Here is a 20,418-nt window from a genome sequence, read left to right as displayed (position 1 = left end):
CCGTCAGCGACCGCCCGGGATGAGACCGCGCGAAGAAATCCGATCCTGCGCAGGTGATCAAGATCGTCCACCGGGCCAGCGCGCACAAAAAAGGCGCCGCTTCGTGTGAAGCGGCGCCCGAAACCATCCGGTGGATGGATGTCTCAGTTGAACGTGTCGATCTCAGCCGACTCGTAGCTGGTGACTTCCATGCCGACGCAGATCTCGGAAACGACGGGAGCGGACCAGGCCATGTTTTCCTCCAGGAAATGAACGATGGGACGATGACGACGACAATCCCCAGATCATTCAGCGACCCGGGGCGGGGTCGACTTAGTTGAAGGTGTCGATCTCGGCCGACTCGTAGCTCGTGACTTCCATGCCGACGCAGATCTCGGACACGATCGGGGCAGACCAAGCCATGGCGTTTCTCCTCGCTGTTGATGAGGATCATATAGGCAATATCTTGGGCGCAATACAAGCGAGCACAACACTTATATTTCTCATATGGACGCCGCCCGGTCCGGCCGCGGCCTTCCGGCAACGCTGCCGCGCCGTCGTGCACGAGGCCCGGGATGGGGGCCGGTTTCGGCTTGACGGATTTTTCCCGCAGGGGCACGAGGCAGCCGCGCGGGGCGTCCATCCGGGGGCGCCGCGCTCCCTTTCAGCATCGACCAGCGAAGCGACGTGCCAGACCGATCGTGCCTGCCGTGCCCGGCGACGCGCCGTCATCCCGCCTGAGCCGCTGAGAGGCCCGGCCGCGGGGTGAGCGGCGTGGCTCACCGGTCGCGGCCCTGAGAGCCAGCAAGACCGGCGGCGCGCCGTCTCGTCACCCGAGAGGCGAGGCCATGAACGAGATCGCCCCCATCGACGCGCGCGTCGACCCGTCCGTGCTGGCCGCACGCCTGTCGGACGAGCGCGCCCCCGACATCGTCGAGGCCCTGAACGAGGAGGCCCCCGAGGTCGCCGCGGCGATCATCCTCGGCCTGCCGATGGAGCGGGCGATCGAGGTGCTCGACCAGCCGGAACTCGACTGCGCGGCCGACATCATCGAGATGCTGCCGCGCGACCGGGTGGCCGCCTACCTCTCGGGCATGTCGGCCGACCGGGTCACGGACGTGTTCCGCGAGATCGAGGAGCCCGGCCGGTCCGACCTGCGCGCCCGCCTCGACGCCGAGACCCGCGGCGCGGTCGATCGCCTGTCGGCCTACGGCGAGGAGACGGTCGGCTCGCTGATGACCACCGAGTTCGTCACGGTGCCGGGCACCTGGACGGTGGGCCAGACGCTGGAGCACATCCGCCACGTCGAGAAGACCCGCGAGACCATCTACGCGATCTTCGTGCTCGACCCGCGCACCCGGGCGCTGACCAAGGCCGTGCCCCTGCGCCGGCTGATCTCGGGCGACCCGAACGACAACGTGCTCAGCGTCGCCCCCGGCCGCCGACCGCTCGCCGTCTCGCCCACGGCGAGCCGCGAGGAGGCCGCCCGGCTGATCTCGAAATACGACCTGCTGGCGCTGCCGGTGGTCGACGCGGTCGGCCACGTGATCGGCATCGTCACGGTGGACGACATGATCGACGCCATGGTCGAGAAGCAGACCCAGGACGTGCAGCGCTTCGGCGGCATGGAGGCGCTGCCCGAGCCCTACATGGATATCGGCTTCTTCACGATGATCCGGAAGCGCGCCGGCTGGCTCTGCGCGCTGTTCCTGTCCGAGATGCTCACCGCCTCGGCCATGCAGGGGTTCGAGGGCGAGCTGGAGAAGGCGATCGTCCTGACCCTGTTCATCCCGCTGATCATGAGCTCGGGCGGCAATTCCGGCTCGCAGGCGACCTCGCTGCTGATCCGGGCGCTGGCCCTGCACCAGATCCGTCTGAGCGATTGGTGGCGGGTGGCCCTGCGCGAGCTGCCCACCGGCATCGTGCTGGGCAGCATTCTCGGGATCATCGCGGTGATCCGGATCGTCGCCTGGCAGAAATTCGGCCTCTACGATTACGGCGAGCACTGGCCGCTGGTCGCCGCCACGGTCGGCGCGGCCCTGGTCGGCATCGTGATGTTCGGCTCGCTCGCCGGCTCGATGCTGCCGTTCATCCTCCAGCGGATCGGCTTCGACCCCGCCACCGCCTCGGCCCCGTTCGTGGCGACCCTGGTCGATGTCACAGGGCTGGTGATCTATTTTTCGGTGGCGCTGCTGATCCTGCGGGGGACGCTACTGTAGGGGCGCGGTTCCCGTTGGGCCCGGAAGCGCGGGGCAGGCAGATCAAGCCACAATGTCATGCCGGGCTCCGCTCCTCGGTCCCGGTGTGACAGGCTGGATGTTTGCGCGCCGTGCACAACGTCCCGCGTCCTGAGCGTCCCAGGTCTCGATGAGCGGTCGCTCACTCTACAGATTGAGGATGCGGCCTCACCCCAAAGCCTCAACCAGACGCTTGCGCTGCACCTTGCCGTTGGCCGTCCGGGGCAGGGCCTCCAGAAAGCGGATCTCCCGCGGGCGCTTGTAGGCGGCGAGCCGGGTCTCGCACCAGGCGAGCAGGTCCGCCGCGTCGGGCTCGGCGCCGGGCTGGAGCACGACGAAGCCGCAGATGACGGAGACGTCGGCGCGCACCGGCAGCTCGGCCACCCCGACCTCCGCCACGGACGGGTGGGCGGAGAGCACCACCTCGACCTCGTTCGGCGAGACCCGGTAGCCCATCGCCTTCATCAGATCGTTGTTGCGGCCCTCGAACCAGACGTAGCCGTCGGAATCGAGCCGCGCGAGGTCGCCGCCGACGAACCAGTCGCCGCGCATCACCTCGGCCTCCTCGTCGGGGCGGTTCCAGTAGCCGAGCATCAGCGCCGGCTCCGAGCGGTGGACGGCGAGCAGCCCGGTCTCGCCGGCGGGCAACGGCACGGGCTCGCCCTCCACCGGCAGGATCGCCACGCGCCGTCCGGGCTGCGGCCGGCCCGGGGAGCCCGGACGGACCGGGATGGTCGGGCCGCTGGAGATGTAGGTGGAGATCTCGCTCATCCCGAGCGCCTCGTAGAGCGGCTTGGCCGTCGCCCGGGTCCAGGCCTCCAGCAGCTCCGCCGACAGGGGCTCCCCCGCGGTGCAGCCGTGGCGCAGGCTCGACAGGTCGTGCCGGGCGAGGGCGCCGTATTTCAGGATCTGGCGGTAGAGGGTCGGGACAGCGGCGAACAGGGTAGCGCCGTATGCCGCGATCAGGCGCGGCCAGACCGCGGGGTCGCGGGGGCCGTTGTAGAGCACGGCGGTAGCGCCCACCGACCAGGGGTCGCTCAAGCCCACGCCCAGCGTATAGGTCCAGTTCATGGTGCCGGCATGGAGCATCACGTCGGATTCGGTGAGCCCGAGCCAGTGCGCGACCATCGGCCAGCGGCCGAAGGCGGCCCGGTGGGCGTGCAGCACGCCCTTGGGCCGGCTGGTGGTGCCGGAGGTGTAGATCAGCATCGCCGGGTCGTCGGCGGCGGTGTCGGCGTAGTCGGGCAGCGCCGGGCCGGCTTTCAGGGCGGCGATGGCGGCGGCATCGAGCAGGAGCCGGTTGCCCAGGGCCTCGGGCGGGACCGTGCAGCCGCCGCCGACCACAATCGCCGCCGCGCCGGAATTCTCCATCAGGAACGCGGCCTCGCTCTCGGTCAGCTGCGGCGAGGACGGCAGCGCCACGAGGCCCGCCGCCAGGGCGCCGAAATAGACCAGGACGTAATCGGCCTCGTTGCCCATCCGGATCATCACCCGGTCGCCTTGCTTCAGCCCGAGGCCGAGCAGGCCCGCCGCGATGCTGCGCACCGCCCGGTCGACCGCGGCGAAGCTGAGCCGGCTCTCGGTTCCGTCGCCGACCAGAACCAGGGCGGTCTTGTCCGGGCGCAGCCGCGCATTCTCGGCCAGGCAGTACCGGGCCGCGTTGAAGCGGGCCGGCGGGTGGCGGTCGTGGGGCCGGAGGGCGTCGGACAAAGGGCGTTCCCCGTGGTCTAGGGTTTTGCCCGGGTGTCCCGCATCGGCGCCGCGCCCGTCAACCGTGGGTGGGGCCGGTGCCGATGCGATGCGCGTCAGGTTCGGCGCTGGGCCTGGCCCTCCTGCTCCTCGAAGCCCTTGAGCACCTTGTCGAGGGTCATCGGGTACTCGCGGATCCGGATGCCGGTGGCGTTGTGGATCGCGTTGGCGAGCGCCGCCCCGGCGCCGCAGATGCCGAGTTCGCCGAGACCCTTGCTCTTGAGCGGGTTCGCCTTGTCGTCGAGTTCCGGCAGGAACACCGCGTCGATCGCCGGAATGTCGGCATGGACCGGCACATGGTACTCGGCCATGTCGTGGTTGACGAAGAAGCTGTAGCGGGAATCGACCACCGCGTCCTCCATCAGCGCCGCACCGACGCCGAAGGTCATGCCGCCGATCGCCTGGCTTCGCGCCGTCTTCGCGTTGAGGATGCGGCCGCCGGTGAAAACGCCCAGCATTCTTCGCAGCCTGATCTCGCCTGTATCGGCGTCGACACCGATTTCTGCGAAGTGAGCGCCGTAGGAGTACTGCGAGAATTTCTGCTTCATCTCGCCCGGCTTGATCTCGCCGGTCGCCTCCAGGCCGTTCTTGGCGAGGTCGGTCAGGGTTTCGGTCCGGTTCCCGGACGTCACGGCCCCGTCCCGGAAGGTCGCCCCCTCCGGGTTGAGATCGCCCGCCTTCAGCAGCGCCTCCCGCAAATTCTCGCAGGCGACGTAGAGCGCCGAGCCCGACGAGCCGGCGCCGAACGAGCCGCCAGAGCCGGCCGCGAACGGGAAATCGGTGTCACCCATCTCGACCCGCACCCGCTCGGGGGGCAGGCCCAGCATCTCGCCGGCGATCTGGGTCAGGATCGTGTAGGTGCCGGTGCCGGGATCGGTCATCGCCATGCGCACGACCAGCACGCCGTCCGGCCCCAGCCGCACCTTGGCGGCGGACGGCATCAGCGGGTTGAGCCGGGCGGCCGCCGACATGCCCATGCCGACGAGCCAATTGCCCTCGCGCCGGCTGCCCGCCGCCTGCCGCTTGTCCCAGCCGAACAGGCGGGCACCCTCGCGCATGCAGGGCACGAGCTGGCGGGTGGAGAACGGCACCTTCTTCTCGGGATCCTCAGCGGGCTCGTTGCGCACCCGCAGCTCAATCGGATCGATCTTCAGGTGCTCGGCCAGCTCGTCCATGGCGCATTCGAAGGCGAGCTGACCCACAGCCTCGCCCGGCGCGCGCATCGATGACGCGATCGGCATGTTCAGGTTGACGAGCCGGTGGCGCGTCACCCGGTTCTGCGCCGCGTAGAGGGAGCGGGTGACGTTGGCGGAGGTCTCGAAGAAGCCGTCGCCCTCGGCGGTGTCGGACCACGATTCGTGGCTGATCGCCGAGAGCTTTCCGTCCTTGTCGGCGCCGAGCCGGATCCGCTGGATCGTGTCGGTGCGGTGGGTCGCGACGTGGAATTCCTGCTGCCGGGTCAGCGCGACCTTCACGGGCCGCTGGATGACCTTGGAAGCCAGGATCGCCAGGGTCGCCTCCGGCTGGACCTGCAGCTTAGCCCCGAAGCCGCCGCCGATATAGGGGCTGACGATCCGGACCTTCTCGGGGGCCAGCTTGAGCACCGAACCCAGCGCCTTCTGGCCGCGGTTCGGCATCTGGTTGGAGGTGTACAGCACCACGCCGTCGCCCTCCCAGGAGGCGATCGTGGCGTGCGGCTCCATCTGGGCGTGGATCTGCGGCGGCGTCGTGTACTCCACGTCGAGCTTCACCGGGGCCGCCGCGAAAGCCGCGTCGAAATCGCCGAGCTTGGAATCCGGCGGCGAATTCATAGGCTTCGGCTCGTAGGCCGCCCCAATGTTGTCCTTCAGCAGCGCCCTGGGCTTGGCCGCGTCGTACCGGACCTTCACCAGCATCGCGGCGGCCCGGGCCTGCTCGAAGGTCTCGGCGACCACGAAGGCCACGGGCTGACCGTAGAACTTGATCTCGGTGCCCTGGAGCTGCGGCCAGACCTGCTCCTTCTTCTCGCCCTGCTCGGGCACGTTCTCGTGGGTCAGGACCAGGATCGTCCCCGGGGCCCGGCGGGCGGCCTCGGCGTCGATGGCCTGGATCGTTCCGGCCGCGATAGAAGCCGGCACGATGTAGCCGTAGGCCGGGTTCTTAAGGGCCCGGGTCTCGTAGGCGTAGGGGGCGTGCCCGGTGACCTTGAGCGGACCCTCGACGCGGTCCAGCGGCTTGCCGACGAGGCCGTCGGGCCGGTCGTCGAGGGGCGTCCGGCCGATCGGCTGGTTCATCTCCATGGGATTGGTCCTTGCTGGATTTTACGCGCGGGTCGCCTGCGCCATCACGGCGCGCAGGGTCCGCCGCGTCAGCGGGATCTTGAAGTCGTTGGCGCCGTAACCGCGGGCGCCCTTCAGAGCGGCGTCGGCGGCGGCATCGGCGGAGCCGGTCCGCACCAGCGCCTCCTCGGCCTCGGCCACGCGCCAGGGCTTGTGCGCCAGGCCGCCGAAGGCGAGCCGCGCGGCGGCAGGCTTGCCGCCTTCGGCGCCGGTGATGATTGCGGCCACCGACACGGTCGCGAAGGCGTAGGAGGCCCGGTCGCGGACCTTGCGGTAGATGTGCTGGCCGGCCACCGGCTTCGGCAGAGTCACCGCGGTGATGATCTCGCCCTTGCGCAGGTCGGTCTCGATCTGCGGCGTGTCGCCCGGCAGCCGGTGGAAGTCGGCCATCGGGATGGTCCGCGCCTGCCCGGCCGGATCGACCGTCTCGACGGTGGCGTCGAGCGCCCGCATCGCGACATTCATGTCGGACGGGTTGGTGGCGATGCAGGCCTCGCTCGTGCCGAGCACCGCCATGATCCGGTTGAACCCGCCGATTGCCGAGCAGCCCGAGCCGGGCTCGCGTTTGTTGCAGGGCATTGCCGTGTCGTAGAAATAGTAGCAGCGCGTCCGCTGGAGCAGGTTACCGGCGGTGGTCGCCTTGTTGCGCAGCTGGCCGGAGGCCCCCGCGAGCAGGGCCTTCGCCAGCACCGCGTAATCCTTGCGCACCCGCGGGTCCGCGGCGAGATCCGCGTTGCGCACCAGGGCACCGATCCGCAGGCCGCCCTCCGGCGTCGCCTCGACCTTGTCGAGCGGCAGCCGGTTGACGTCGATCAGCGTCGCCGGGGTCTCGATCTGGAGCTTCATCAGGTCGAGCAGGTTGGTGCCGCCGGCGATGAACTTAGCGTTCGGCCGCTCGGCCGCGAGCTTGGCCGCGTCCTGCACGGTGGCGGGACGCTCGTAGGTGAAAGCCTTCATGTCCGCCCCCTCAGAGGTTGCTGGCGGCGGTATCGCGGATCGCCGCGACGATGTTCGGGTAGGCGCTGCAGCGACAGATGTTGCCGCTCATCCGCTCGCGGATCTCGGCGTCGCTGAGGCTGGGCTGTGACGCGATGTCCTCCGTGACGGCGCTCGGCCATCCGGCCTTGGCCTCGCTCAGCATGCCCACCGACGAGCAGATCTGGCCGGGTGTGCAGTAGCCGCATTGGAAGCCGTCATGCTCGATGAAGGCCGCCTGCATTGGATGGAGCGTGTCGCCGGTCGCCAAGCCCTCGATCGTCGTGATCGCGTCGCCCTCGTGCATCGCCGCCAGCGTCAGGCAGGAATTGATCCGCCGGCCGTCCACCAGCACCGTGCAGGCACCGCATTGACCATGGTCGCAGCCCTTCTTGGTGCCGGTGAGGGCCAGGTGCTCGCGCAGGGCGTCCAGGAGGGTCGTGCGGGTGTCGAGGATCAGGTCACGCGGTTGGCCGTTGATCGTCAGGCGCACCGGCATGGTCTGCGCGGCGGGATCGCCGGGGGCCGCCGCGGCGGGGGCCGGGCGCAAGCCGAGGGCGCCGAGCGCGCCGGCGGCCGCGCAACCTTCCACGACGGCGCGCCGCGTCAGGGCGAACGGCTTCGTCGGTATCTCGTCAGTCATGCTGCTATCCCGCCCATGCGCGACGCTCACGGCGCGGCGCAGCCTGGAATCCAATGTCCCAACGTCAGCGTCTGCGGATTAGATCCGGTCCAGACTGCGCCCGTTCATCGCGGCCCCGCTGGCGCGGCCGAACGTCCGGCCCTGGTCGATCACCGGGCCCGATCCAGGTGAAGCGGTTGGAACACGCGTTTGGGAGTTCTCAGTATGGCCGTCACCGTCCCGACCCTGCCCCTGAACGACGGGCGCCACATTCCGCAGCTCGGCTTCGGCTGCTGGCAGCTTTCGGACGCGCAGGCGCCCGAGCTCGTTGGTCATGCGCTTCAGGCCGAGTATCGGCTGATCGACACCGCCGCCGCCTACGGCAACGAGGAGGGCGTCGGGCGGGGGATCCGCGAGGCTCAGGTGCCGCGCGCGGATGTCTTCCTGACCACCAAGCTGTGGAATGATCGGCAGGGCCGCGATGCGGCGCGCAAGGCCTTCGACGAGAGCCTGAAGCGCCTCGGGCAGGATTATGTCGACCTCTATCTGATCCACTGGCCCTGTCCGCAGCGGCGGCTGTTCGTGGATACGTGGCGGACGCTGATCGAGCTCCGCGACGAGGGCCGCGCCAAGTCGATCGGCGTCTCGAACTTCACGCCGGAGCACATCGCCACGCTGATCGGCGAGACCGGCGTCGCGCCTGCCGTCAACCAGATCGAGCTGCATCCGCGGTTCCAGCGCGCGGAGCCGCGGGCCGACGATGCCCGTCGCGGCATCGTGACCGAATCCTGGAGCCCGCTGGGGCAGGGCAAGGAGCTGAACGATCCGGTGATCGTCGCCATCGCCAGGGCCCACGGCAAGAGCCCGGCCCAGGTGGTGCTGCGCTGGCAGGTGCAGATCGGCTGCGTGGCGATCCCGAAGACCGCCCGGCCCGAGCGCATCGTCGAGAACGTCTCGGTGTTCGACTTCGTCCTCAGCGACACCGAGATGACCCAGATCGCCGCCCTCGACCGGCCGGATGGGCGGATCGGACCGGATCCCGCGACCTTCTGCTGAGCGTCATGCCCTTCGGCGGCGCAGCATAACACCGCGTCGCAAAAGATTTATGCTCAAGGCTAGCATATCTAGACAGACGGATCCGGCGCCCATAAGTTAGACGGCACAATGCTCAAACTGAGCATAATGGAGGACGCCATGACGGCGACCGTGTCACCCGTCTCTCGCACGTCGGTTCCGGGCCTGCCGCTGCCGGATCTCTACGCCCGTGTCAGCCGCCACATCCCCGCGATCGAGTGGCCGGCGCTCGCCCCCGATATCGAGGCGATCCTGCGGCTGAAGCGCGAGCGCAATGCCGTGATCCTGGCGCACAATTACCAGGCGCCGGAGATCTTCCACACGGTGGCCGACATCGTCGGCGACAGCCTCGCGCTCGCCCGGGAGGCGGTGACCGTCGACGCCGACGTCATCGTCCTGGCGGGCGTCCACTTCATGGCCGAGACCGCCAAGCTGCTGAACCCGGGCAAGACCGTGCTGATCCCCGATATGGGCGCGGGCTGCTCGCTGGCCGATTCGATCACCGCCGCCGACGTGCGCGGCCTCCGGGCCAAGTACCCGGGCGTGCCGATCGTGACCTACGTGAACACCTCCGCCGCCGTGAAGGCCGAGTCGGACCTGTGCTGCACCAGCGGCAACGCCGTCGCTGTGGTCCGATCGCTGAACGCTCCCCGGGTCCTGATGATCCCGGACGAGTTCCTGGCCCAGAACGTCCAGGCCGAGGTGCCCGAGGTCGAGATCCTGACCTGGGCCGGGCATTGCGAGGTGCACGAGCGCTTCACGCCCGGCGACATCCGCGACGTGCGCGACAGCTATCCCGGCGTCACGGTGATCGCGCATCCGGAATGCCCGCCGGACGTCGTCGCCGAATCGGACTTCTCCGGCTCGACCGCGATGATGATGGACTTCGTGCTCCAGAAGCGCCCGAGCCAGGTCGTTCTGGTGACCGAGTGCTCGATGGCCGACAACATCGCGGCCGCGAACCCGGATATCGAGTTCATCAAGCCCTGCAACATGTGTCCGCACATGAAGCGGATGAGCCTCGGCAACATCCGCCGCGCCCTCGAGACGATGACCCACGAGGTCACGGTCGATCCGGCGCTCGCCGACCGCGCCCGGGCGGCGGTCGAGCGCATGCTGCTGGTGCGCTGACGATGAACGCCGTCTCTCCCAACACGGCCGACCGCGTCGTCGTGGTCGGCGGCGGCGTCGCCGGGCTCAGCGTCGCGCTGCGGCTCGCCCCGCGTCCGGTGACGCTGATCACCGCCTCGGCCCTGGGGCTCGGCACCGCCACGGGCTGGGCGCAGGGCGGCATCGCCGCCTCGGTCGGGGCCGACGATGCCGCCGCGCTCCACGCCGCCGATACCGAGGCCGCCGGCGCCGGGCTGACCGAGCCCGACGTGGCGCTCCGGGTCGCCCAGGCCGGGCCGGAGCTGATCGACTGGCTGGTGCGGATCGGCGTCCCATTCGACCGCGCCGAGGACGGTGCCTTGGCGCTGGGTCTCGAGGCCGCGCATGGCCGGCGCCGCATCGTCCGATCCGGCGGCGACGCCACCGGCGCCCGGGTGCTGGAAGGCCTGGTGCGGGCGGTCCTGTCCGCCCCCTCCGTCGAGGTGGTCGAGGCCCGCGCCTGCGGCCTGCTGCGGGACACGAACGGCGCGGTGGCCGGCATCGTGGCCGAGCGCGACGGCGCCCGGTTCCGGATCCCGGCCCGCGCCGTGGTGCTGGCCACCGGCGGCGTCGGCGCCCTCTACGCGGCCACGACGAACCCGCCCGGCGCCGTCGGCGGCGGCCTTGCGCTGGCCGCCCGCGCCGGGGCGGTGATGCGCGACATGGAGTTCGTGCAGTTCCACCCGACCGCCATCGCGGCCGGCGCCGACCCGATGCCGCTGGCCACCGAGGCCCTGCGCGGGGAGGGGGCCCGGCTGATCGACGAGACCGGCGCGGCCGTCATGGCCGGGATCGCGGGCGGCGACCTCGCCCCGCGCGATGTGGTCGCCCGCGGCATCTTCCAGGCACTCCAGCGCGGCCGCACGGTCTATCTCGACACCCGCGGCGCGCTCGGGGCCGCGATGCCGGTGCGCTTCCCCACCGTGGCGGGCCTGTGCGCCGCCGCCGGCATCGACCCGGCCGCGCAGCCGATCCCGGTCCGCCCGGCGGCGCACTATCATATGGGCGGGGTGAAGGTGGACGCGCATGGCGCCACCTCGGTCCCGGGCCTCTATGCCTGCGGCGAGGTCGCCTCGACGGGGCTGCACGGCGCCAACCGGCTCGCCAGCAACTCCCTGCTGGAGGGGCTGGCCTATGCCGGCTTCATCGCCGACGCCCTCGACGCCCCGCTCCCGGGCGCGATCGTGCCTGAAAAGGCGGCGCCCCGGTCAGTCGCCGACTTGCCGGCGATCCGCAGGCTGATGGAGGCAAAGGTCGGCGTCGTGCGCGACGCCGCCGGCCTCGCCGAGGCGGTGTCGGCCCTCGAGCCCCGCGCGGACCAGTGCGACGCCGCCCTGGTGGCGCTGATGATCGCCCGGGGCGCACTCGCCCGCCAGGAGAGCCGCGGCGCCCATTGGCGCAGCGACTTCCCCCACAGCGCCCCGGCGGTGCACACCGAGACGACCCTCGCCGCGCTGAAGGCCGAGCACCGCGAGACCATCGAAGCAGGGACGGAGCTGACGCCATGACGCAATCGGTCCTGACGCAATCGGTCCTGACGGCAGAGATCCTTCCCCTGCCGCGGCTCCTGGTGGAGCCGGTGGTGCGCGCCGCCCTGGTCGAGGATCTCGGCCGGGCCGGCGATATCACCACCGATGCCATCGTGCCGCCCGGCGAGCGGATGCGCGGCGTGATCGCGTCCCGGCAGGCCGGTGTCATCTCCGGCACCGACGCCGCGTCCATCGCCTTCGCGCTGATCGATCCGGCCGTGACCGTCACGGTCGAGCGCAGCGACGGCGCCCGCGTGTCGCCCGGCGACGTGGTTCTGCGCCTCGAAGGGCCGGCCCGGGCGATCCTGACCGCCGAGCGCGTCGCCCTGAACCTGCTATGCCGGATGTCCGGCGTCGCCACGGCGACGAACGGCCTCGTCGAGGCGGCCCGCCCGCACGGCAATGCCTCGATCGTCTGCACCCGCAAGACCACCCCCGGCCTGCGCGCCCTGGAGAAGCACGCGGTCCGGGCCGGCGGCGGCTCCAACCACCGCTTCGGCCTCGACGACGCGGTGCTGATCAAGGACAACCACGTGGCGGTGGCCGGCGGCATCGTGCCGGCGATCGAGCGCGCCCGGGCCCGAGCCGGCCATCTGGTGAAGATCGAGTGCGAGGTCGACAGCCTCGATCAGCTGGAAGAAGCCCTCTCGATCGGGGTCGACGCGGTCCTGCTGGACAATATGGGTCCCGACCTGCTGACCCGCGCCGTCGCGATGATCGACGGCCGCGCCCTCTCGGAGGCGTCCGGCCGCATCACCCGCGAGACCGTGGGCGCGGTGGCGGCCTCGGGCGTCGACCTGATCTCCTGCGGCTGGATCACCCATTCGGCGGCGATCATCGATCTGGGCCTGGACGCCGCCTGAGACAGAAGACTCCCTCCCCGTGTTCGGGGAGGGGGCAACGAGCTTCATTCCAATGTCATCGGGTTCGGGTGACAAGTCTTCGCCGCGTTCGCGGCGGTGAGGGATTAAGTCTTCCGCCCCGCATCCGGCTTGCTAAGGTCGCGCACGACAGTGCCGCCATCGACCGGATACGCCCGTGCGCCAAGCCCTGAGTTCCGCGGCTGCTCCGGCGGTCACCCTGCCCGCCGCGCCGGTGGCGCGAAAACCCGGCGCCGTCCGGCACGGGCCCGGCCCGGCGCTCATGCTCGGGGCGCTGGGCGTCGTCTACGGCGATATCGGGACCAGCCCGCTCTACGCCTTCAAGGAGGCCGTGAAGGCGGCGACCGCGGGCGGCGCCGCGGTGCCGGCGGCGGCGCTGGGGGCGGTGTCCCTGATCCTGTGGTCGCTGATCCTGATCGTGTCGCTGAAATACGCGGTGCTGATCCTGCGCGCGGACAACCGGGGGGAGGGCGGCATCGTCGCCATGCTGGCCCTGCTCGGCGCCCGGCAGGCGCGGCCGGGGACCTGGAAAGCCGTGCTGCTGGTGGTCGGGCTGGTCGGCGCGGCCCTGCTCTACGGCGATGGCGCGATCACCCCGGCGATCTCGGTGCTCTCGGCCATCGAGGGGCTGAAGGTCGATGCGCCGGTGCTGACCCCGTTCGTGGTGCCGATCACGCTGGTGATCCTGGTCGCCCTGTTCGCCGTCCAGCACAAGGGTGTCGCGGTGATCGGTCGGGTGTTCGGCCCGGTGATGCTGATCTGGTTCGTGGTCCTGGTCCTGCTGGCGATCCCGAGCATCCTGCGCGCCCCGGAGATTCTGGGGGCGGCCAATCCCTGGCGGGCCGTGGACTTCCTCGCCCATGCGGGCTGGCATGTGAGCTTCATGATGCTCGGCGCGGCCTTCCTGGCGGTCACCGGTGGCGAGGCGATGTATGCCGATCTCGGCCATTTCGGCGCCCCGGCGATCCGCGCGGCCTGGTTCGGCCTCGTCCTGCCGGCGCTGCTGATCCATTATTGCGGGCAGGGCGCCCTGCTGATGGCCGATCCGAGCGCCATCGAGAACCCGTTCTACCTGCTGGCCCCCGAATGGGCGCATTATCCGCTGGTCGCCCTGGCGACGATGGCCACGGTGATCGCCTCGCAGGCGGTGATCTCGGGCGTGTATTCGCTCACCCAGCAATCGATCCAGCTCGGCTTCATGCCGACGATGCGGGTGGTCCACACCGATCAGGACGAGCGCGGCCAGATCTACGTGCCGGCGGTGAATTGGCTGCTCGCTGCGGGGACGCTGACCGCCGTCGTGGTGTTCGAATCCTCCGACGCGCTCGCCGGGGCCTACGGGATCGCGGTCTCGGCGCTGATGGGCATCACCACCCTGCTTGCCGCCCTCATCGCCCTGCGCTGGGGCTACAACCCGATCCTGGTTTTCGCGGTCAACGGCTTCTTCCTCGCCATCGACGCCCTGTTCTTCGCCGCCAACAGCGTAAAGCTGTTCGAGGGCGGCTGGTTTCCGCTGGTGCTCGCCGCCGCGGTCGCCTTCCTGATGCTGACCTGGATGAAGGGCAACCACGTCCTGGAGGCGGTGCGCGAGACCATGCGCCAGCCGGAGGCGACGTTCCTGGCCCGCCTCGCGTCTCACCCGCCCGTCACCCTGCCGGGCACCGCGGCCTTCCTCACCGCCGCCACCGAAGGCATCCCGATGGCCCTGGGCCGGCTGGTCGAGCGCAGCCGCTGCCTGCACGAGCGCATCCTGCTGATCACCGTGATCTACGAGGAGGCCCCGGTGATCCCCGCCGAGGAGCGGGCGCAGGTGACCCTGGTCGCCCAGGGCATCCGCAAGGCGATCTCGAAATACACCCCCGGCATGGAGCGCGTCGTCCTGCGCTACGGCTTCATGCAGACGGCCTCGATCCCCGAGGGGCTGCAATGCGCGGTGAAGAGCGGCCTGCTGCCGCCGGAATACCTGGAGGATCTGACCTACTTCGTCGGCCACGAGGTGGTCATCCCGTCGGCCAGACCCGGCATGGCCCTGTGGCGCCAGGGCCTGTTCGCCTTCATGAAGCGGAATGCCGAGCGCACCGGCGCCCATTTCTGCCTGCCGACCCGGCAGATCGTCGAGGTCGGGACCGAGATCGAGATCTGATTTCTTCACACCCTGCCGATCCCCCTGACGCCTCATTGAAAACGGCTGGTCGCGCGGGCATATCCGCCCCGCATTTTCCCCTACGCGGAGGCATCACCCGTGAGCGAGACGATTGAGCGGCACGAGTTCGGGGCGGAGGTGGGTCGGCTCCTCGACCTCGTCGTGCACGCGCTCTATTCCGACCGCGAGATCTTCCTGCGCGAACTCGTCGCCAACGCCGCCGACGCCATGGATCGGCGCCGGTTCGAGGCCCTGACCTCGGCGGCGAGCGCCCTGCCGCCGGACGCGAAGGTCCGGATCGTGCCCGACAAGGAGGCGCGCACCCTGACCATCTCGGATGCCGGCATCGGCATGACCAAGGAGGATCTGGCGGCCAATCTCGGCACCATCGCCCGTTCCGGCACCCGGGCCTTCTCGCAGACCCTGGACGCGGCCAAGGCCGAGGACCGCCCGAGCCTGATCGGCCAGTTCGGCGTCGGCTTCTACTCGGCCTTCATGGTCGCCGACCGGGTCACGGTCACGTCGCGCCGGGCCGGCAGCGACGAGGCCTGGACCTGGGCGTCCGAAGGCCAGGGCAGCTACACGCTGGAGCCCGCCACCCGGGCCGAGCCCGGCACCGACATCGTGCTGCACCTCAAGGAGGATGCGGACGAGTACCTCGAACCCTACCGCCTCGATCACCTCGTGCGGAAATGGGCCGACTTCATCACCGTCCCGATCGCCATCGTCCGCGACGGCAAGGACGAATCGGCCAACCAGGGCACCGCCCTCTGGCGGAAGCCGAAATCCGAGGTGACCGAGGAGCAGTACGAGGCGTTCTACCACGCCATCGGCATGAACTTCGACAAGCCCTGGGCGACGCTGCACTGGCGCGCCGAAGGCCAGCTCGAATTCTCAGCTTTGCTGTTCGTGCCCGGCGCGAGGCCGTTCCAGGCGCTGGAGAACGACCGGCAGAGCAAGGTCCGTCTGCATGTCCGCCGGATGTTCATCACCGACGAGGCCGAGCTGCTGCCGCCGTGGCTGCGCTTCGTCCAGGGCGTCGTGGACACCGAGGACCTGCCGCTCAACGTCTCCCGCGAGATGCTGCAATCGACGCCGGCACTCGCCCGGATCCGCCGCGCGGTGACCGGCCGCGTCGTCTCCGAGCTGACCACCCGCGCCAAGGATGCCGAGAGCTACCAGACCTTCTGGGAAAATTTCGGCGCGGTGCTCAAGGAGGGCATCTACGAGGATTTCGAGCGCCGCGGCGAGATCGCGCCCCTGCTGCGCTTCCGCTCCTCCGCCGTGGAGGGCTGGACCTCGCTGCCGGACTACGTGTCCCGCATGAAGGACGGCCAGGATGCGATCTACTACCTCGTCGCCGACGATGCCGAGGCGCTGAAATCGTCCCCGCAGCTCGAGGGCTTCAAGGCCAGGGGCCTCGAGGTGCTGCTGCTCTCCGACCATGTCGACGCCTTCTGGCCCGACCAGCTCGGCAGCTTCGAGGACAAGCCGCTCAAGTCGATCACCAAGGGCGGCCTCGACCTGTCGAAATTCGCGCTCGCGGGTGACCAGCCGGAGGCGCCGGAAGGCATCGACGCGTTCGTGGCCGCCTTGAAGACGGCTCTGGGCGCCGAGGTCTCGGACGTCCGGACCACCGACCGGCTGGTCGACTCGGCCGTGGTGCTCTCGGCCGGCAGCGCCGGCCCCGACCTGCAGATGCAGCGGCTGATGCGCCGTGCCGGCCGCGGCGCCGCCGCGCAGCCGGTGCTGGAGATCAACCCTCGCCACCCGTTGATCCGGGCGCTCGCCGCCGCGCCCGAATCGGACATCACCAAGGAGGCCGGCACGCTGCTCGACCTCGCCCGCGTTCAGGACGGTGACAGCCTGCGCGATCCGGCGGGGTTCGCCCGCACGATCGCGGCGGCCCTGGCGGCGGCCCGCGGCGCCTGACGCTGAGCGATTCGCTCCGCGGGATCGCGGCCGGGCCCCATGCGCTCGGGCCCGGCTGCGCTCGCGAAAACGGGGAGGCGCTTCGCACAGCGGACCTCTTCGCAGCCACGTTGCTGCAACAGGCGGATGTGTGCTCACACACATCCGCGACGAAAGTTTCCGAGTTCGGTTGATCATTCCGAAACAGGCGAGCCATAACTTCGCCACCGGTCGGGGCCATCCCCCGATCGGAGGCGCGGGCGCGGTGGGGGCCGCAGGCGTCTGAGCCGATCCCTCTCGTGCGCGCGGCCTGCGCGCCTCACGGACGCTGCATGAACCCGGTCGAGGCTTCAGCCGGCAACGGACAGGCGGTCGCGGCGGCGCGCACGCGGGCTCATGCCCGGGCGTACCGCCACAGCGGCCGTGTGCGGACGATGCGCCGCCTCATCCCGGTCGCGGCCGGCGGCTCGGTCGCGCTGCTGCTCGCCTATCTGTTCAATCCCTTCGCGACGAACCTGCCGGGCGTCTCTCTCGGCCCGGTGACGGTGGCCGGCTCCAAGGTCCGCATGGAGAGCCCGCGGCTCGCGGGCTTCCGCCAGGGCAACCGCGGCTACGAGGTGACGGCCGACGCCGCCCTCCAGGACGTCCGCAAGCCGAGCCTGATCGAGCTGGAGCGGATGCGCGGGCATCTCGCCACCGACGACCAGGGCGGCATGGCCCGGCTCTCGGCCGCGTCCGGCCTGTTCGACACCGCCCGCGAGGCGCTCGACCTGAAGGACGACATCCGGATCTGGACCGACAGGGGCGAGGAGGCGCGCCTGCGCTCGGCCGCGGTGGTGTTCAAGACCGGCTCGGTGAGTTCCCAGGAACCGGTCACCGTCGCGACCCCGCGCGCCACCGTGAATGCCAACGCCCTCGACGTGGTCGAGAACGGCAAGCGGATCTCCTTCGTCGGGAACGTGCATGTCGTGATCGTCAACGACGACCCGGCCGACAAGGCGCCCTCGCGCATCCTGACCTCGAACGCCGAGCCGGCGGAAGGCAGCCGATGAGCGCGCGCGCAACGCTCTGTGCGGCCCTGGCCGTGGGCCTGGCATTCGCTGGCCCGGCCCTCGCCGAGAAGCCGGCGAAGAAGGATTCGCCCTTCGGCAATATCGGCGGCGGCGGCAAGGACCCGATCAAGATCGACGCCGACCGGCTCGACGTGTTCGACCGGGAGAACCGGGCGGTGTTCGTCGGCAACGTCGTGGCCGTGCAGGGCGAGAGCACGATCCGCTGCTCGACCATGACCGTCTACTACAAGCGCGGCAAGGACAGCGCGGCCAAGGATGCTGCGAGCAAGGATGCGTCCGCGGATGCGGGTGCCGAGGCACCGGCGCCGAAGAACCCGGCCGAGAACGGGATCCAGAAGGTCGATTGCGCCGGCCCGGTCACGGTGGTCCAGAAGGACCAGGTCGCCACCGGCGATCACGCGGTGTTCGACCAGGATGCCAAGCGCATCGTGCTCACCGGCAACGTCGTGCTGAGCCAGTGCCAGAACGTCACCCGCGGCCAGCGTCTGGTCTACGATATGGGCACCGGGCGGGCGAACATGGACCCGGTGGCCGGCGGGCGCGTCTCCGCCCTGTTCGTGCCCGGCGAGAAGGCCGACGCCAAGGATGGCAAGCCGAAGGGCTGCGCGCAGCCGCCGGTCAAGCCGCGGGCCCAGGTCAATTGAGCGGCGCGGTCGCGTTCCGGGCGGAGCCGCAGGATTCGGCGGCCCGCCCGACATGGCTCGGCCGCCTGTTCGGCCGGCGCGCCGATCCGCCCGTCGCGGATGCCGACGAGATCGCTGCGGCGGAAGAGGGTGGGCCCGGCATCCTGAGCGTGCGCGGCCTGCGCAAGAGCTACGGCGCCCGCACCGTGGTGCACGAGGCGGGGCTCACGGTCCGCACCGGCGAGGCGGTGGGGCTGCTCGGCCCCAACGGTGCCGGCAAGACCACAATCTTCTACATGATCACCGGGCTGGTGGCGGCCGACCGCGGCCACATCACCCTGGACGGCCTGCCGATCACCCATCTGCCGATGTACCAGCGGGCGCGGCTCGGGATCGGCTACCTGCCGCAGGAAGCCTCGATCTTCCGGGGGCTCACCGTCGAGGACAATATCCGCGCCGTGCTCGAAGTGGTCGAGCCGGATCGCAAAGAGCGGGCGCGCAAGCTCGATGCGCTGCTCGAAGAGTTCGACATCGCGCGCCTGCGCAAGTCGCCCTCGATCGCGCTGTCGGGCGGTGAGCGGCGGCGCTGCGAGATCGCCCGGGCGCTCGCCTCCTCGCCGACCTTCATGCTGCTCGACGAGCCCTTCGCCGGCATCGACCCGATCGCGGTGGGCGACATCCAGGATCTGGTGAAGCACCTCAAGCAGCGCGGCATCGGCGTGCTGATCACCGATCACAACGTGCGCGAGACGCTGGGCCTGATCGACCGCGCCTACATCGCCCATTCCGGCCGCATCCTCACCGAGGGCACGCCGGAGGAGATCGTGGCGAATCCCGATGCCCGGCGCCTGTATCTCGGCGAGGATTTCAGGCTCTGATGGGTGTCGGCGCTGCGGGTCGGTGCCGTGTCAGGGATAGGAATATCCCGGTCGCCGTCAGCACGCATCCGGCCGTCAGCAGGAGGACGGCCTCCCGGCCGAAGCTCGTCAGGATCGTTGCCAGGATCGGCGGAGCAGCAGCCGTCACGAGGTTGAGCGGGAGCGCGATGCGCGAGGCGGCGCGCGCATAGGCGCCCCTGTCGTAGAAGGCCAGAGGCAGGGTTGCGCGCACGACCGCGAGGACGCCGCTGCCGAGGCCGTAGAGCAGGATGAAGACCATAGCCGCGCCCGGTGTCCCGCCGCCCGCGGCCAGCAGGATCAGCGCCGTCACCACGAGGATCCCGGCGAACAGGCCGCTGGTCAGCCCGTCCCACCGGCCGCCGCCCAGGAAGTCGATCCCGCGCGCGCCGACTTGAACGACGCCGAGCATCGCGCCGTAGCCGACCGCGTCCGGCCGGCTCACCCCCTCGGTGACCAGCAGCTCGATCAGTATGGCGCTGAGGCCGAACGTGACGAAGGCGTTGAGGGTGATCCCGCAGGCGATCAACCAGAACGTGCTTGACCGCGGCGGAGCAATCGCATCCGGCCCTGGCTCGACCCCGGCGGCGGGTGGCGCGCGCGGCGACAGACCGCGCCCGTACAGAGGCAGGCAGAGGAACCACATCGCTCCGGCGTAGATGAGACAGGTGCCCCGCCAGCCGCCGAGACCCGTCAGGAAGGCCGTAGTCGGCCAGAACAGGCTGCTCGACAGGCCGGTGACCAGCATCAGAGCCGCGATGGCCCGCCGGGCGCCGGACCCGGCAATCTCGTTGAGCAGGATGCTGGCCGCGTTGGTCAGCGTCGCGCTGCCGGCCACGCCGAGGAGGATCCAGGCCGCGAAATACGAGATGGGGCCGCTTGCCAGGGCCAGTCCGACGAACCCCGGTCCCGCCAACGCGCTGCCGGCAATCATCACGCTCCGCGCGCCGTATCGGACGAAGGCACGTTCGAGGATCGGCGCCGACAGGCCCATGGTCGCGTACAGGATCGAATTGCCGGCGAAAACGGCGGGCAGGTCCATCCCGAGATCGGCCGCGACCAGGGGGGCAACAACGGCTGTGAGGCCGACGCTGCCCCACCCGATGATCTGTGCAACCGCGAGGACGATCAGGACGCGGAGGCTCGCGCGGGCGGGACGCAGGGACGCTGGCGACATCTGGAGCGTGAATTTGCTGCCGACAGGATACCGTCGATCCGGCTGGTGACAGACAGGTGTCGGGCGACCATCGCACGGCACC

General features: G+C 70.2%; 17 protein-coding genes. 10 read left to right on the top strand and 7 right to left on the bottom strand.

Features of this window, described 5'->3' with window-relative positions; translation table 11 throughout:
- Positions 1-143 precede the first annotated feature (143 nt).
- Both pqqA (LGR69_RS16690) and pqqA (LGR69_RS16685) read right to left on the bottom strand, forming a co-directional pair.
- Positions 144-233, bottom strand: a complete 90-nt coding sequence (gene pqqA, locus LGR69_RS16690) for a pyrroloquinoline quinone precursor peptide PqqA (protein ID WP_007559225.1) — start codon at positions 231-233, stop codon at positions 144-146.
- Between the two features lie 79 nt (positions 234-312).
- Positions 313-402: a pyrroloquinoline quinone precursor peptide PqqA gene (gene pqqA, locus LGR69_RS16685; protein ID WP_007559223.1), complete on the bottom strand. Its 90-nt coding sequence runs from the start codon at positions 400-402 to the stop codon at positions 313-315.
- A 425-nt stretch (positions 403-827) separates the two neighbouring features.
- Here pqqA (LGR69_RS16685) and mgtE point away from each other — a divergent pair, with 425 nt between their 5' ends.
- A complete protein-coding gene (gene mgtE, locus LGR69_RS16680; RefSeq protein WP_007559221.1) occupies positions 828-2,198 on the top strand; it encodes a magnesium transporter in 1,371 nt (456 codons plus the stop codon).
- 186 nt (positions 2,199-2,384) lie between these two features.
- Here the strand turns inward: mgtE and LGR69_RS16675 are convergent, their stop codons facing one another.
- The 4 genes from LGR69_RS16675 to paoA all read right to left on the bottom strand — a co-directional run bounded on the left by LGR69_RS16675 (position 2,385) and on the right by paoA (position 7,901).
- A complete protein-coding gene (locus LGR69_RS16675; RefSeq protein WP_230366703.1) occupies positions 2,385-3,926 on the bottom strand; it encodes an acyl-CoA synthetase in 1,542 nt (513 codons plus the stop codon).
- A 95-nt stretch (positions 3,927-4,021) separates the two neighbouring features.
- Positions 4,022-6,244 carry a xanthine dehydrogenase family protein molybdopterin-binding subunit gene (locus tag LGR69_RS16670; protein ID WP_230366702.1) on the bottom strand — a complete coding sequence of 741 codons (2,223 nt, stop codon included), beginning with the start codon at positions 6,242-6,244 and terminating at the stop codon, positions 4,022-4,024.
- A 21-nt stretch (positions 6,245-6,265) separates the two neighbouring features.
- Positions 6,266-7,240 carry an FAD binding domain-containing protein gene (locus tag LGR69_RS16665; protein ID WP_230366701.1) on the bottom strand — a complete coding sequence of 325 codons (975 nt, stop codon included), beginning with the start codon at positions 7,238-7,240 and terminating at the stop codon, positions 6,266-6,268.
- Positions 7,241-7,250: 10 nt separating this feature from the next.
- Positions 7,251-7,901, bottom strand: coding sequence for an aldehyde dehydrogenase iron-sulfur subunit PaoA (gene paoA / locus LGR69_RS16660; RefSeq protein WP_091863276.1), 651 nt, complete (start codon positions 7,899-7,901; stop codon positions 7,251-7,253).
- Positions 7,902-8,105: 204 nt separating this feature from the next.
- On the opposite strand from paoA, the gene LGR69_RS16655 reads away from it, so the two are divergent.
- From LGR69_RS16655 to lptB, 9 genes are all read left to right on the top strand, one after another.
- Complete coding sequence (locus LGR69_RS16655; RefSeq protein ID WP_230366700.1) at positions 8,106-8,936, top strand: aldo/keto reductase; 831 nt, start codon at positions 8,106-8,108, stop codon at positions 8,934-8,936.
- 138 nt (positions 8,937-9,074) lie between these two features.
- Positions 9,075-10,085, top strand: a complete 1,011-nt coding sequence (gene nadA, locus LGR69_RS16650; protein WP_230366699.1) for a quinolinate synthase NadA — start codon at positions 9,075-9,077, stop codon at positions 10,083-10,085.
- Positions 10,086-10,087: 2 nt separating this feature from the next.
- Positions 10,088-11,611 (top strand): L-aspartate oxidase, encoded by a 1,524-nt coding sequence (locus tag LGR69_RS16645; RefSeq protein WP_230366698.1) that lies wholly within the window; start codon positions 10,088-10,090, stop codon positions 11,609-11,611.
- Positions 11,608-12,495, top strand: a complete 888-nt coding sequence (gene nadC / locus LGR69_RS16640; RefSeq protein ID WP_230366697.1) for a carboxylating nicotinate-nucleotide diphosphorylase — start codon at positions 11,608-11,610, stop codon at positions 12,493-12,495. The genes LGR69_RS16645 and nadC overlap by 4 nt, the downstream gene beginning before the upstream one ends.
- 175 nt (positions 12,496-12,670) lie before the next feature.
- Entirely contained in the window at positions 12,671-14,656 is a 1,986-nt protein-coding gene (locus LGR69_RS16635) for a potassium transporter Kup (RefSeq protein ID WP_370881348.1), read from the top strand.
- A 99-nt stretch (positions 14,657-14,755) separates the two neighbouring features.
- Positions 14,756-16,588 (top strand): molecular chaperone HtpG, encoded by a 1,833-nt coding sequence (gene htpG / locus LGR69_RS16630; RefSeq protein ID WP_230366696.1) that lies wholly within the window; start codon positions 14,756-14,758, stop codon positions 16,586-16,588.
- A 311-nt stretch (positions 16,589-16,899) separates the two neighbouring features.
- Positions 16,900-17,619 carry an LPS export ABC transporter periplasmic protein LptC gene (gene lptC, locus LGR69_RS16625; protein WP_230366695.1) on the top strand — a complete coding sequence of 240 codons (720 nt, stop codon included), beginning with the start codon at positions 16,900-16,902 and terminating at the stop codon, positions 17,617-17,619.
- Positions 17,616-18,284 (top strand): LptA/OstA family protein, encoded by a 669-nt coding sequence (locus LGR69_RS16620; protein ID WP_091863269.1) that lies wholly within the window; start codon positions 17,616-17,618, stop codon positions 18,282-18,284. The genes lptC and LGR69_RS16620 overlap by 4 nt, the downstream gene beginning before the upstream one ends.
- Positions 18,281-19,141, top strand: coding sequence for an LPS export ABC transporter ATP-binding protein (gene lptB, locus LGR69_RS16615; RefSeq protein ID WP_007566282.1), 861 nt, complete (start codon positions 18,281-18,283; stop codon positions 19,139-19,141). The genes LGR69_RS16620 and lptB overlap by 4 nt, the downstream gene beginning before the upstream one ends.
- Here the strand turns inward: lptB and LGR69_RS16610 are convergent.
- Positions 19,131-20,336, bottom strand: a complete 1,206-nt coding sequence (locus LGR69_RS16610) for an MFS transporter (RefSeq protein ID WP_328505088.1) — start codon at positions 20,334-20,336, stop codon at positions 19,131-19,133. The two genes, lptB and LGR69_RS16610, sit on opposite strands and share 11 nt — an antisense overlap.
- Between the last annotated feature and the right edge of the window lie 82 nt (positions 20,337-20,418).

Origin of the sequence: Methylobacterium brachiatum (assembly GCF_020523825.1) — a bacterium.
GTDB classification, from domain to species: domain Bacteria; phylum Pseudomonadota; class Alphaproteobacteria; order Rhizobiales; family Beijerinckiaceae; genus Methylobacterium; species Methylobacterium brachiatum.
The sequence above is the reverse complement of the archived record's forward strand: the minus strand, read 5'-3'. Positions and strand labels throughout refer to the sequence as shown.